We start from the raw sequence: 13,579 nt of genomic DNA, 5'->3' as shown, positions 1-13,579 counted from the left end.
TCATCGGCAGCCCCGGAGTCCGTGCCCGAAGAGGCAGGAGGACCCGGGAAGTGTTCACCGGAATCGTCGAAGAGCTGGGCGAGGTCACCGCCGTCGAGAACCTTGGCGACGCCGCTCGCTTCAGGCTCCGCGGACCCGTCGTGACCCAGGGCGCACAGCACGGCGACTCCATCGCCGTGAACGGGGTCTGTCTCACCGTCGTCGAACACGAGGGCGACGAGTTCACCGCCGACGTCATGGCGGAGACCCTCAAGCGCTCCAGCCTCGGCGTCCTCGCCGTCGGCTCCCGTGTCAACCTCGAACGCCCCACCGCCGTCGGCGCGCGCCTCGGCGGGCACATCGTGCAGGGACACGTCGACGGCACCGGCACGATCCTGGACCGCACGCCCTCCGAGCACTGGGAGATCGTGAAGATCTCACTGCCGGCGGACCTCGCGCGCTACGTCGTCGAGAAGGGCTCCATCACCGTCGACGGCATCAGCCTCACCGTCGTCGACGCCGGCGCCGACCACTTCACCGTCAGCCTCATCCCCACCACCCTCGCCCTGACCACCCTCGGTCTGAAGCAGCCCGGCGACCCGGTCAACCTCGAGGTCGACGTCGTCGCCAAGTACGTCGAGCGGCTGCTCGGCGACCGTGCGCAGGGGGCCGGCAAGTGAACTGGCTCAACTCCGAGGCCTTCACCCTCCTGGGCCAGCACATCAAGTGGTCCGACATGATCGGCAACGTCATCGGCCTGATCGGCCTGGCGTTCGGCTGGCGCCGCTCCATATGGAGCTGGCCCACCCAGTTCCTGTCCGGTCTGATCCTCTTCGCCGCCTTCGCCACCGCCCATCTCTCCGGCAGCGCCGGCAAGCAGATCGTCGTGATGGTCGTCGCGGTCTACGGCTGGTGGCAGTGGAACCGCGGCAAGGACCAGGCGGCGGACGGCCACATCGCCGTACGGTTCGCCACCTGGCGCGAGCGGGCGGTCCTGCTCGGCGCCGCCGCCGTCGGCACGGTCGTGGTCGCCGCCCTGTTCAAGGCCTACCCGTCCCTGTCCTGGGACCCCTGGCCCGACGCCTACATCTTCGTGGGCACCATCGTCGCCATGTACGCCCAGGCGCGCGGCATGGTCGAGTTCTGGTTCGCCTGGCTGCTCGTCGACGTCGTCGGCGTCCCGCTCAACTTCGCCAACGGCTTCGCCTTCTCCGGCTTCGTCTACGTCATCTACGGCGCGCTCGTCCTGTGGGGCATGCGCGACTGGTGGCTGCGCTCCCGCCGAGCCGCGCAGCCCGTCCCGGAAGGAGCGCCCGCATGACCGCGGCACCCATCCTGTACAACACCGACGCCTACAGCACCGGCGCCTACGGCACCGACGCCGGCGAGGACTTCACGCTCGACCCGGTCGAGCAGGCCGTCGCCGACATCGCGGCCGGCCGTCCCGTCGTGGTCGTCGACGACGAGGACCGCGAGAACGAGGGCGACCTCGTCATCGCCGCCGAGATGGCGACCCCCGAGATCGTCGCCTTCATGATGAGCGAGTGCCGCGGTCTGATCTGCGCTCCCATGGAGGGCGAGGAACTGGACCGGCTCAGGCTGCCGCAGATGGTGGAGGACAACACCGAGTCGATGAAGACCGCCTTCACGGTCTCCGTCGACGCCTCCGCCGCCCACGGCGTCACCACCGGTATCTCCGCCGCCGACCGCGCCACCACCCTCCAGTTGCTGGCGAGCGGCACGGCAGAGCCGACCGACCTGGTCCGCCCCGGCCATGTCTTCCCGCTGCGCGCCAGGCCCGGCGGCGTGCTCGTCCGCGACGGCCACACCGAGGCCGCCGTCGACCTGGCCCGGCTCGCGGGGCTGCGCCCGGCCGGTGCGATCGTCGAGATCGCCGGCGAGGACGGCCGGATGCTGCGCCTGCCCGAGCTGATGGTCTTCGCCCGCAAGCACGGTCTGACGATCATCTCCATCGCGGACCTGATCGCCTACCGGCGCGGCAGCGAGTCCCCCGTCGGCGAGCCGACCGTCCGCCGCGAGGCCGAGGTCAACCTGCCCACCCGGCACGGTGTCTTCACGGCGTACGGCTACCGCTCCACCGCCGACGGCGTCGAGCACGTCGCCCTCGTCCACGGCGAGATCGGCGACGGCGAGGACGTCCTGGTCCGTGTCCACTCCGAGTGCCTGACCGGCGACGTCTTCGGCTCGCTGCGCTGCGACTGCGGCCCCCAGCTGGACGCCGCCCTGGAACGCATCCAGGCCGAGGGCAGGGGAGTGGTGGTCTATCTGCGCGGCCACGAGGGGCGCGGCATCGGCCTGATGTCCAAGCTGCGGGCCTACGAGCTCCAGGAGCGCGGACGCGACACGCTGGACGCCAACCTGGAACTCGGCCTGCCCGCCGACGCCCGCGACTACGGCGCCGGCGCGCAGATCCTCGAGGACCTCGGGGTCACCGGCGTCCGCCTGATGACCAACAACCCCGACAAGACCGAGGCGCTGCTGCGCCACGGCATCAAGGTCACCGGACGGGAGCCCATGCCCGTCCAGGCGGGTGAGCACAACCTCCGCTACCTGCGCACCAAGCGGGACCGGATGGGGCACGACCTGCCCTGGCTGGACACCCCGGCCGCGGCGGCCGCCGCGGCCGAGGCTGCGCCGGCCTCCGTGGCCGCGACCGCGGCCACCTGCGGCAACCAGTAAGACCAGTAAGACCAGGAACTGAGGAGACACGTGAGCGGCAAGGGTGCACCGGAACTGTCCGTCCGGAACGTCGGGGACCTCAGGGTCGCCGTCATCGCGGCACAGTGGCACGAGAAGGTGATGGACGGACTGGTGGACGGCGCCCTGCGCGCCCTGCACGAGCTGGGGATCGACGAGCCGACCCTGCTCAGGGTCCCCGGCAGCTTCGAGCTCCCGGTGGTGGCGAAGGTGCTGGCGGGCCGCGGCTACGACGCGATCGTGGCCCTCGGTGTCGTCATCCGCGGCGGCACCCCGCACTTCGACTACGTCTGCCAGGGCGTCACCAACGGCCTGACCCAGGTGTCGGTCGAGACCGGCGTGCCCGTCGGCTTCGGGGTGCTCACCTGCGACACCGAGGAACAGGCCCTGGACCGGGCCGGCCTGGAGGGTTCCAGCGAGGACAAGGGCCACGAGGCGGTGACCGCGGCGGTCGCGACGGCCGCCACGCTGCGTTCAGTATCCGAACCCTGGCGCTGAGGAGCGGCCCGGAGCGCGTAGGGTTAGCAGCACCATGTCCAAGAAGACGTTCGAGGAGCTCTTCACGGAGCTCCAGCACAAGGCCGCCCACGGCGACCCCGCCACCTCCCGCACCGCCGAGCTGGTGGGCAAGGGGGTGCATGCCATCGGCAAGAAGGTCGTCGAGGAGGCCGCCGAGGTCTGGATGGCCGCCGAGTACGAGGGCAAGGAGGCGGCCGCCGAGGAGATTTCGCAGCTGCTGTACCACGTCCAGGTGATGATGGTCGCCCGCGGCATCTCCCTGGACGACGTCTACGCCCATCTGTAACCCGCCTGCTGTAAGAAGCCGTAGAAACCCCCTTCACGCAAAGGAAGCCGACCTCATGCTGCGCATCGCCGTCCCCAACAAGGGTTCACTCTCCGGCCCTGCGGCGGACATGCTGCATGAGGCCGGCTACCAGCAGCGCCGCGAGTCCAAGGAACTGCGGATCGTCGACCCGGAGAACGAGGTGGAGTTCTTCTACCTCCGCCCCCGCGACATCGCGATCTACGTCTCCTCCGGCCGCCTCGACATCGGCATCACCGGCCGCGACCTGCTCATCGACTCCGGCGCCAACGCCGAGGAGATCCTGCCCCTCGGCTTCGCCCGCTCCACCTTCCGCTACGCCACCAAGCCCGGCACCGCGAACGGCGTGGCGGACCTGAACGGCATGACGGTCGCGACCTCCTACGAGGGCATCGTCGCCAAGCACCTCGCGGACAACGGCATCGACGCCGCCGTCGTCCACCTCGACGGCGCCGTGGAGACCGCCATCGAGCTGGGCGTCGCCGAGGTCATCGCCGACGTCGTCGAGACCGGCACCTCGCTGCGCAACGCCGGCCTGGAGGTCATCGGCGAGCCGATCATGAAGTCCGAGGCGATCGTCGTCCGACGCACCGGCGCGGACGCCGAGGAACCCAAGGTGCAGCAGTTCCTGCGCCGCCTCCAGGGCGTCCTGGTCGCCCGGACGTACGTGATGATGGACTACGACTGCCGGGTCGAGCAGCTGGAGAAGGCCGTCGCGCTGACCCCGGGCCTGGAGTCCCCGACCGTCTCCCCGCTGCACAACGAGGGCTGGGTCGCCGTACGCGCCATGGTCCCGGCCAGGGAGGCCCAGCGGATCATGGACGACCTGTACGCCATCGGCGCCCGCGCCATCCTGACCACGGCCATCCACGCCTGCCGCCTCTGAACGGCCGGACGGTCACGAGAGGCACGCAGAAGGTCAGAGAGGGTCCACGACGATGTCCGACCTGCCCGCACTCCCCGTCACGTTCCGGCCGACGCAGACCCGTGCGGTGCTGCTCACGGCCGGAGTGGCGATCTTCGTGGTGATCACGGTCGTAGCGCTGCTGCTGGAGCAGCTCAGCCCCGGTGAGCGCATCAGTTTCGTCTTCACGGGCGCACTCCTGTTCGGGGTGCTGGTGCTGCTCGCCCGGCCGAAGGTCGTCGTCGACGACTCCGGGGTCACCGTCGTCAACATCGCCAGCAGGCGCCATCTGGAGTGGCCGGAGATCCTGCAGGTGAACCTGCGCCCCGGCGACCCGTGGGTGTTCCTCAACCTCAGCGACGGCACCAGCCTGCCCGCGCTCGGCATCCAGCCCGGCATCGCCAAACAGCGCGCGATCGCCGACGCACGCGCCCTGCGCGCCCTCGTCGAGGCCCGCTCCGTCCACGACCCCGAGCGGTCCGAGGGGTGAACCTCAGGGCTGACTCGGGGACGTCCACCCTGACACACAGGGCCGGGTCTTGATTAATCTGTTGACGGAGGCGTTTTTCGCGACGCCTCCGCCCCTGAGCTCCGACCGGTGCCAGGGGCTCCTGCTACCCGAGGAGTGACTCCCTCCGGCGATGGACGGATCGTCCTGTAGTACCTGCGCCGCCCCCTGCCGACATAGCGCGGACCCCGACACCGAGGTCCGCGCGCACGTGGAGGCGGCGGCATCATGACCATCTCCTTGCTGCTCCTGGGAGCGGCCTTCCTGCTCATCCTCGCCAACGGCTTCTTCGTCGCGGCCGAGTTCGGCCTGGTCACGGTCGAGCGTCCGGACGCCGAGAAGGCGGCCGCCGACGGCGACAAACGCGCCCGTACGGTCGTCGAGTCGCTGGGTGAGCTGTCCTTCCAGCTGTCCGGCACCCAGCTCGGCATCACCATCACCTCCCTGGTCGTCGGCATGCTCGCCGAACCGGCGCTGGCCGACCTGCTGAGCCGGCCCTTCACCGCGATCGGCGTCCCCGAGGGCGCCGTCTCCGGTGTCGCCGTGGTCGTGGGGATGCTGCTCGCCTCCGCGCTCCAGATGGTGATCGGCGAGCTCGTGCCCAAGAACTGGGCGGTGTCCAGGCCGCTGCAGGTCGCCCGGTTCGTCGCCGGCCCGCAGCACCTCTTCTCGCGCCTGTTCCACCCGGTGATCGCCGCGCTCAACACCGTCGCCAACCGGCTCGTGCGGGCCCTCGGCGTCGAGCCCACGGAGGAGCTGGCCTCCGCGCGCACCCCCGGCGAGCTGGTCTCCCTGGCCCGCCACTCGGCCCAGGCCGGCGCCCTGGAGCAGGACACGGCCGACCTGTTCGTCCGCACGCTGTCCCTGGGCGAGCTGACCGCGCAGCACGTCATGACCCCGCGCGTGAAGGTCAGCGCCCTGCAGTCCTCGGCGACCGCCGAGGACGTCGTCAACCTGACCCGCGCCACCGGCCTGTCCCGCTTCCCCGTCTACCACGAGAAGATCGACGAGATCGTCGGCATGGTCCACCTCAAGGACGCCCTCGCGGTCCCGGTGCACGACAGGCTGCGCACCCCGGTCCGCCGAATCGCCCGTCCGGCCCTGCTGGTCCCCGAGACCCTGCCGGTGCAGCCGCTGCTCGCCCAGCTGCGCAGCGAGCAGCCCATCGCGGTCGTCGTCGACGAGTACGGCGGCACCGCGGGCGTCGTCACGCTCGAGGACATCGTCGAGGAACTCGTCGGCGAGGTCCGCGACGAGCACGACGCCAAGGACGTGCCCGAACTCGCTCCCGCACCGCCGGAGGACGGCCGGCCCGCCTGGGACGTCGACGGCGGCTGCCGCGTCGACCTGCTCAAGCGCATCGGCCTCGACGCGCCCGAAGGCCCCTACGAGACCGTCGCCGGCCTGGTCGCCGACCTGCTCGGCCGGATCCCGGCCCCCGGCGACCGGGCGGAGCTGCCGGGCTGGCGGCTGTCCGTGCGCCAGGTCGGGCACTACCGCGCCGAGCGCGTCCGCCTGGTGCGGACCGCGCCCGTCACCGACGCCGTCACGAGCATGGTGGAGGCCGCCCGATGAGCGTCCTCCAACTCTTCTTCGCCGCGCTGCTGGTCCTCGCCAACGGCTTCTTCGTCGGCGCCGAGTTCGCGCTCGTCTCCGTCCGCCGCAGCCAGATCGAACCGCTCGGTACCGCACGGGCCCGCCAGGTGCTCTACGGCCTGGAGCGGCTGCCGCAGATGATGGCCGCCGCCCAGTTCGGCATCACCGTCTGCTCACTGACCCTGGGCGCCGTCGCCGAACCGACGGTGGCGCACCTGCTGGAGCCGGTGTTCGCCTGGATGCACCTGCCCGACGGCACGGTCCACCCGCTCGGCTACGTCATCGCGCTCGCGGCCGTGGTCTTCTTCCACCTGGTCATCGGCGAGATGGTGCCGAAGAACCTCGCCATGGCCGCGCCGGAGAAGGCCGCGCTGTGGCTCAGCCCCGGCCTGGTCGCCTTCGCCCGGGTCTGCAAGCCGGTCACCGTGGCGCTCGGCGCCTGCGCCAAGGGCATCCTGCGGCTCTTCCGCGTCGAACCCAAGGACGAGGTCGAGGCCGCCTTCACCAGCGAGCAGCTCAACCGCCTGGTGGAGGACTCCGGCCAGGCCGGACTGCTGGACCCCGAGGAGCAGGAGCGGCTGGAGGACGCGCTGGAGCTGGGCTCCCGCCCGGTCCTGGACGTGCTCCTCGGCCGTGAGGCGCTGGTGACCGTCAGCCCGTCGGTCACCCCCGGCGAGGTCGTCGCGCTCACCGCCCGCACCGGGTACTCCCGCTTCCCGGTCGCCGCGGAGAACGGCCCGTTCATGGGCTACCTGCATGTCAAGGACGTCCTCGACCTGGAGGACTCCGACCGCGCCGTGCCGCAGCGGATATGGCGGCCGATGGCGACGCTCCGCTCGGAGCTGCCGCTGGACGACGCCCTGACCGTCATGCGCCGTGCGGCCACCCACCTGGCCCAGGTCGCCGACCCCTCCGGCAAGGTGCTGGGCGTGGTGGCCCTGGAGGACGTGCTGGAACTCCTGGTGGGCGAGGTACGCGACCCCGCTCACAGGGTGGCGACGGAGATCCGCCTCACGGAACCCCGCGGCAGCGGAGACCAGGAGGAGGTCCTGGCCACGTAGCCGACGCAGCCGCGGGCAATGCCGCCTGCCGCGGGATGTGCCGCCTGCCGCGGGATGTGCCGCCTGCCCGGCTGCGGGCCGGCAGGAGCGGGCCACGGGATCCGTCACAGCGCCGACGGATCCTGCGGTCCCCGCCCCGACAGCACCTCGCCGTACGCCTGCATCAGATCCGGCAGCCGCAGCGTCGCCAGATCGTCCCGCGACAGCGTGCCGGGATACGCGGACAACCGCAGATCCCGGTACGCGCAGCTCTTCTCGTACAGCGTCCGCAGAAACCGCCCGTTGCCGAGCTCGTCGATCCACCCCTGGTCCACCACGTGTCCGGCGATCGAGCGCAACTCGTCGAGGGCCTCGTCGTCCCACAGGTCACCGTTCTCCGCGGCGAGCACCTTGCCGATCTCGGTGAGTTCCCCGGGCCGGTACGACGGGAAGTCCACCCGGGTGGTGAAGCGCGACGACAGCCCGGGGTTGGCGGCGAGCAGCCGGTCCATCCCCTCGGGATAGCCGGCGAGGATCACCACGAGGTGGTCCCGGTTGTCCTCCGCCCGCTTCAGCAGCACCTGCAGCGCCTCGTCGCCGTAGGCGTCGCCCTTGCCGTACCCGGAGTTGGACAGCGAGTAGGCCTCGTCCACGAACAGCACCCCGCCGATCGCGGAGTCGATCAGCTCGTTGGCCTTGACGGCGGTCTGGCCCAGATACTCCCCGACCAGGTCGGCCCGCTGGGCCTCCACCAGATGGTCGCCGCCGAGCAGTCCGAGGGCGTAGAAGACGCGGCCGAGGATGCGGGCGACGGTGGTCTTGCCGGTGCCGGAGGGGCCGGAGAAGACGAAGTGGCGTTTCGGCGGCTGCACGGGCAGCCCCTGCCCGGTCCGCAACCGAGCCATGTTGAGCTGGGCGGACAGGGCTTTGACCTGGCGTTTCACCGGTTCCAGACCCACCATGCGCTCGAGCTCGGCGAGCGCCTCCTCGAGCAGCGCGGGGTCGGTGGGTCCGCTGGGCAGCGGTCCGGCGGCGACCGTTGCCCGTTCCCGTACCGCGGGGTCGGCGGCCGAGGGGAGCAGACCGGAGGCCGCCGGATCGGGCTGGTCGAGCTTCACGTCGCGGCCCTCGGTGCCGAACAGCGGATCCAGGACGTCCGAGCCGTCCACGGAGTCCTGCCCGAGGCCGGTGAGGGTGATCGCCGCGAGATCGGCGGTGTCGTCGTATCCGTCGCCCTCGGCGATGGCCGCGAGCCGGGCGGAGGTGTCCATGAAGGCCGGATCGACCCGGTGCACTGCCCTGTACAGCGGAAGGGCGGCGGCGCTGCGGCCGGTGCCCTCGTGGGCCCTGGCGAGCCAGTATCTGAGTTCCTTGCGCTGCGGCTGCTCGCTGCGGCAGCGCATCAGGGAGGCCGACAGCAGCGGCTCGGCCTGCCCGTACATCTCCAGCCGGACCCGGGCCATGCCGCCGAAGAGGCCGGCCTCGATGCCGAGCATCGGGTCGTCGACCAGTGGGTCGGTGTGCCGGACGAGCTGCTCCCAGTCCTTGACCAGATAGGCGCGGCAGGCGTGCAGGAAGCGGACGTGGGGGTCGGTGTCCACGGGCGGCAGTCCGGCGAGCGCCCGGTCCAGTTCGGGCACGTGCCGCCCGTCCAGCCAGTGCGAGGCGTGCGCGAGCAGCAGATCGCGGGGGTTCTCCAGGACCGGCTGCACCCACCAGCCCAGCCAGTACCAGGAGTTGAGGGTGCGGCGGTGCCGGGCGCGCTGTTCGCCGAAGCGGTCCCGGTGCCGGAACATCTTCAGCAGCGCGGTCGTCGTGTCGACGCGCAGCGCGTGCAGCCCGAGCCAGCCGTCGGCCATCCCGGGATCCATCCGCACCGCGGCCCGGAACTCCTCCTCGGCCTGCGGATAGGCCCCCATGGTGTAGGCGTCCACGCCGCGCAGCCAGGCGAGGTCGGCCGGGGCCTCGGGGCCCTGCGTGCCGAAGTCCATCACGTCCCCCACAAACCGTGCCCCCGTACGCCGCCGGGCATCCACCCGGCGGCAGCCTCTGGCCGAACCGCTGTGCCGCGGACCGGAGTTGCAGGTGCGCGAAGCAGCCGTTCGAAGGTCGCACCGAGGTCATCGTACCCGTGGGGCCGCCGCCCGCCGAAGGGTGCGGCAGGGAGCGTTCGGGGAGGCGGGAGCAGACGGGGCGCGTCGTGCGCCGGTGACCGAGGGTGAGCGAACGGCGTCACGCAGCGTCCGGAAAACCGAACGCGGGCAGAACGAAGCCCCCGATCACGGGGGAACAACCGGGGGCTTCGCGACTGCGGGCGGTCCGTCTCGACCGCACATTGAGAACGTAAGACCTGTATGGTCCCCCGGTCAAGCGGAGTTGAGGTACTCAGCCAAGTTCCTCCGCAAGGGTCTTCACAGGTTCACCACATCGCCGGTGATCCGTCACGGTGAGTGACGCTCCGGTCCGTTTCAAGGGTCCCGGCGGGCGTCGTGAGCACCTCGTATCCCTGCGCCAACTGCCGCACCAGAAGATCCGCGAAGGGCCGCGACGGGTCTCCGGCGAAGTGCCGGTGTTCCGCCTCGACCCATCCGGCCCAGAACTCCCGCTGCTCCTCCCCGTCCCGGGCCCGCCCCCGGGCCCATGACTCCTCGCGGGGCACCTCCATCCACAGCAGGCGGGCCAGGTGCGGGCGCAGCGTCCGGCGGCCGGCCCCCACGCCCTCGACGAGCACCACCGGCGCCGGCGGCAGCGCGCGGGCGGGACCGAAGCGCCGGGCGCGCCAGTCGTAGGGGGAGTACGAGGCCGTCGCGCCCCGGGTCAGCGGCTCGATCACCTCGGTCAGCAGCCGTCCGTCCCACGCGAACAGCTGCTCATGGCTGGCGATGTCGTCCAGGTGCAGCACGGGGGCGCCGCCCAGCGCCGCGGCCAGGTGGCCGGCGAACGTGGACTTCCCGGAGCCCGCGTGCCCGTCGACGCCGACCAGGCGGACGGGGCCGCAGGACGGCGGGAGGTCCCGGATGCGGGCGGCGAGGGCGTGAATGGCGATTCCCGGGGCGAGGTGGCGGCATATGTGCGAGGAACATTCTAGCGGCCGCCCCCACCTGCCCCGATAGGCACCCCTCGAATAGTGTCGAATTGAACTACCGAGCGAACGCCCACCAAACCCGCCCTATTCCCGCCGGGAATCCATCGGTGGACATATCGAAAACGGCGTTCCGGTTGTGCCCGGTGATGAGTAAAGTGCCTGATGCGCAACTGCGAGGCGTCGTACGGGGACGGACGGGGTAGATGGCCGCTGGGTTATTCGAAGGGCAGTATGTCTGGCACCCGGCGGCGGACGACCGCGTTCTCGCGAGCACGTGCGTCGACGTCCGGGCCGGCCGCTGGGCGAGCGCCCGGGCCGCCCTCGCCGAGACCCGCGACGACTTCGCGCTTCGGGCCCACCGCTCGCTGGTGGTGGCCTCCGAGGCCGCCGACTCCGACCTCGCCGAGCACTGGCTGGCCGAGGAGCCCGTACCCGAGGCCGCGCTGGTGTGGGCGCGGGTGGCCGTGCTCAGGGCGCTGCGCGCCGCCGACACCCTCGACCCGCGGGCCGAACCGCTGGAGCGGATAGCACTGTCCGCCTGCGAACGGGCCGCGGCCATGGCCCCCGCCGACCCCACCCCATGGGTCGCCAAACTGGCCATGGCCCGGCTGCACCGGCTGCGCGATCCGGCACCTCAGGGGCTGCTCACCGCCCCGCCCGGACCCTGGCGGCTGTTCGCCCACATCCTCTCCCTCGACCCCTGGCACCGCGAGGCCCACCACCGTTTCCTCGCCTGTTTCTTCACCCGGTACGGCGGCTCGGTCAACGCGGCCTGGGACGTCGCCGCCTTCCTCGGCCAGCGGGCACCGGCCGACTCCGCGCTGCGGCTGCTGCCGCTGGTCGCCCTGGTGGACAGCCACGACCCGGCCCGACTGCTCGCCGGCCGCGTCTGGGAACAGCCGCAGTGGCGCTCCACCGCGCTCGCCATCTACCAGAACTGGCTGCCCACGGTGGCCGGTCACCGCTTCACCCCGGTACTCGACCTGGCCTACCTCGCCCACGCCCTGGTCCAGGGCGGGCGTGAGTTCGAGGCCCGCGCGGTCCTCACCGCCATGGGTCCCTACGCCTCACGCATGCCGTGGTGCGTCTTCGGCGACCCCGTCGAGCAGCTCTCCCGGGCCCGGCGCGCCTGCGGCCTGCCCGTGCCCCCCACGCCCTGACCTCGCCCCACCCCCCACCGAGAGAAAGGCCGACACATGCCGGAGCGGACGACGGCCCATGCCGAGGCCGACCCGAACGCCCTCGACGACGACGCCACCCTGCACGCGATGGGCTATCCCAGAAAACTCACCCGGCGCTTCAAGGCGTTCGACAACTTCGCCATATCCTTCACCATCATCAACGTCATCTCGGGTATTTTCTCGTCTTTCGGATTCGGGATGAACGCGGGCGGTCCACGCATTCTCGTATTCGGCTGGATCGGCGTGTCCGTCATGGTGCTCTTCATCGGTGCGGCGATGGCCGAAGTGGCCTCCGCCTATCCGACGAGTGGTGCGCTGTATTTCTCGGCCGGAAAACTCGCCAAACGGCACGAGGGAGCCTGGTCCTGGTTCACCGGCTGGCTGAACTTCGTCGGCCAGGTCGGCGGCACCGCGGCCACCGGTTACGCGGCGGCCACCTTCGTCCAGGCCTTCATCGCCCTCCAGTGGCCCTCCTACCGGCCCACGGCGCACCAGACGGTGCTGATCACGGCGCTGATCATCGTGGTCCAGGGACTGGCCAACACCTATACGGTCCAGCTGGTCGCCGTCCTGAACCGGATCTCCGTATGGTGGCTGCTCATCGGTCTCGTGGTGATCGTGACGGCTCTCGTGGCCGTCCCCGACCACCACCGTCCCGCGTCCTTCGTCACGCATTTCGCGAACAACACCGGCTTCACGAGCGGACTTTACGGAGGCATGCTCGGCCTGCTGGTCACCAGCTGGACCTTCACCGGCTTCGACGGCAGTTTCCACATGTCCGAGGAAACGGTCCGGGCGACCGTCAACGCACCGCGAGGCATTACCCGCGCCATCGGCTGTTCCGCCGTCACCGGTCTGATCCTCATGCTCGCCCTGGTCCTCAGCATTCGCGACTACGGCCATGTGGCGGCCGCGGACGCACCGCCCGTGCAGATCCTCATCGACGCGCTCGGCCTCGGCACCGCCAAGGCCCTCCTGCTGATCGTGATCGGTGCCATGCTCTTCTGCGGCCTGGCCAACCTCACCAGCAACACGCGGCAGATCTTCGCCTTCTCCCGGGACGGCGCCATGCCCGGCTCCCGCTGGTGGCACTCGGTCTCCCCGCGCACCCGCACCCCCGTCAAGGCGGTCTGGCTGGCCGTGGCCTGCTCCCTGGCACTGGTCCTGCCCGGCTGGTGGTCGCACACGGCCTTCACCGCCATCGTCAGCGTCAACGTCGTCGGGCTGTTCCTCGCCTACGCCGTGCCGATCCTGCTCCGTCTGCGCCTGGGCGAGGAGTTCCAGCCGGGCCCCTGGCACCTGGGCCGCTGGGGCCGCCCGGTGGGAATCGTGGCCGTCACCTGGATCGCCCTGAGCAGCGTGCTGTTCATGCTGCCGCAGGCCTCCCCGATCACCGTCGACTCCTTCAACTACGCGCCCGTCGCCCTGGCCGTGGTCCTGCTCGTGGCCACCCTGTGGTGGTTCGCCACGGCCCGCCGCCGCTTCCAGGGGCCGGTCAGCTACGGCCGGCCGGACGAGGTGGCGGCGATGGACCTGATCTGACGCACAGGGGCTCGCCCCCGGTGCCGAGGGCCGGGGGCTCGCCCCGCTGCAAGGGCCCCAGGTGATGCCACTGGCAGAGACCAATATTGGTAGCCGTGGCGTGTGCCGAAGTGCTGGCAGGCGCCGGTCCCCGCGGCCATAGTGGGCCCATTGCCGTGCACGGACCCGCTCCCGCCCCGACTCGGACACCTGGGGGTCTCCCA

At 71.1% G+C, this 13,579-nt stretch carries 13 protein-coding genes; 11 read left to right on the top strand and 2 right to left on the bottom strand.

Going from position 1 to position 13,579, the window contains the following annotated elements:
* The first annotated feature begins 50 nt into the window (after positions 1-50).
* The 9 genes from R2S09_RS02995 to R2S09_RS02955 all read left to right on the top strand — a co-directional run bounded on the left by R2S09_RS02995 (position 51) and on the right by R2S09_RS02955 (position 7,589).
* Positions 51-659 carry a riboflavin synthase gene (locus tag R2S09_RS02995; protein ID WP_306188447.1) on the top strand — a complete coding sequence of 203 codons (609 nt, stop codon included), beginning with the start codon at positions 51-53 and terminating at the stop codon, positions 657-659.
* Positions 656-1,300, top strand: coding sequence for a nicotinamide riboside transporter PnuC (pnuC, locus tag R2S09_RS02990; protein WP_306188446.1), 645 nt, complete (start codon positions 656-658; stop codon positions 1,298-1,300). The genes R2S09_RS02995 and pnuC overlap by 4 nt, the downstream gene beginning before the upstream one ends.
* The gene (locus R2S09_RS02985; RefSeq protein WP_316739648.1) at positions 1,297-2,679 is read left to right on the top strand and encodes a bifunctional 3,4-dihydroxy-2-butanone-4-phosphate synthase/GTP cyclohydrolase II; all 1,383 of its coding nucleotides are present in this window, start codon (positions 1,297-1,299) and stop codon (positions 2,677-2,679) included. Before pnuC ends, R2S09_RS02985 begins: the two co-directional genes overlap by 4 nt.
* A 30-nt stretch (positions 2,680-2,709) precedes the next feature.
* Entirely contained in the window at positions 2,710-3,195 is a 486-nt protein-coding gene (gene ribH, locus R2S09_RS02980) for a 6,7-dimethyl-8-ribityllumazine synthase (protein WP_306188442.1), read from the top strand.
* 34 nt (positions 3,196-3,229) lie between these two features.
* Positions 3,230-3,502, top strand: coding sequence for a phosphoribosyl-ATP diphosphatase (locus tag R2S09_RS02975; RefSeq protein ID WP_007491392.1), 273 nt, complete (start codon positions 3,230-3,232; stop codon positions 3,500-3,502).
* A 55-nt stretch (positions 3,503-3,557) separates the two neighbouring features.
* On the top strand, positions 3,558-4,406 hold the full coding sequence (hisG, locus tag R2S09_RS02970) for an ATP phosphoribosyltransferase (RefSeq protein WP_306188439.1): 849 nt from the start codon (positions 3,558-3,560) through the stop codon (positions 4,404-4,406).
* 52 nt (positions 4,407-4,458) lie between these two features.
* Complete coding sequence (locus R2S09_RS02965; RefSeq protein ID WP_306188438.1) at positions 4,459-4,914, top strand: PH domain-containing protein; 456 nt, start codon at positions 4,459-4,461, stop codon at positions 4,912-4,914.
* A 246-nt stretch (positions 4,915-5,160) separates the two neighbouring features.
* A complete protein-coding gene (locus R2S09_RS02960; protein ID WP_306188436.1) occupies positions 5,161-6,507 on the top strand; it encodes a hemolysin family protein in 1,347 nt (448 codons plus the stop codon).
* Positions 6,504-7,589 carry a hemolysin family protein gene (locus R2S09_RS02955; RefSeq protein ID WP_306188434.1) on the top strand — a complete coding sequence of 362 codons (1,086 nt, stop codon included), beginning with the start codon at positions 6,504-6,506 and terminating at the stop codon, positions 7,587-7,589. The genes R2S09_RS02960 and R2S09_RS02955 overlap by 4 nt, the downstream gene beginning before the upstream one ends.
* A gap of 104 nt (positions 7,590-7,693) precedes the next feature.
* On the opposite strand, the gene R2S09_RS02950 is transcribed toward R2S09_RS02955, so the two are convergent.
* A complete protein-coding gene (locus R2S09_RS02950; protein WP_316739647.1) occupies positions 7,694-9,559 on the bottom strand; it encodes an AAA family ATPase in 1,866 nt (621 codons plus the stop codon).
* A 428-nt stretch (positions 9,560-9,987) separates the two neighbouring features.
* Complete coding sequence (locus R2S09_RS02945) at positions 9,988-10,608, bottom strand: uridine kinase (RefSeq protein WP_306188605.1); 621 nt, start codon at positions 10,606-10,608, stop codon at positions 9,988-9,990.
* A 248-nt stretch (positions 10,609-10,856) separates the two neighbouring features.
* On the opposite strand from R2S09_RS02945, the gene R2S09_RS02940 reads away from it, so the two are divergent.
* A complete protein-coding gene (locus R2S09_RS02940; protein WP_306188430.1) occupies positions 10,857-11,813 on the top strand; it encodes a hypothetical protein in 957 nt (318 codons plus the stop codon).
* A gap of 36 nt (positions 11,814-11,849) precedes the next feature.
* The gene (locus R2S09_RS02935) at positions 11,850-13,376 is read left to right on the top strand and encodes an amino acid permease (protein WP_372337708.1); all 1,527 of its coding nucleotides are present in this window, start codon (positions 11,850-11,852) and stop codon (positions 13,374-13,376) included.
* Positions 13,377-13,579: the final 203 nt, after the last annotated feature.

It is taken from the genome of Streptomyces sp. MK7, assembly GCF_032658145.1.
GTDB classification, from domain to species: Bacteria; Actinomycetota; Actinomycetes; order Streptomycetales; family Streptomycetaceae; genus Streptomyces; species Streptomyces spiralis.
The sequence above is the reverse complement of the archived record's forward strand: the minus strand, read 5'-3'. Positions and strand labels throughout refer to the sequence as shown.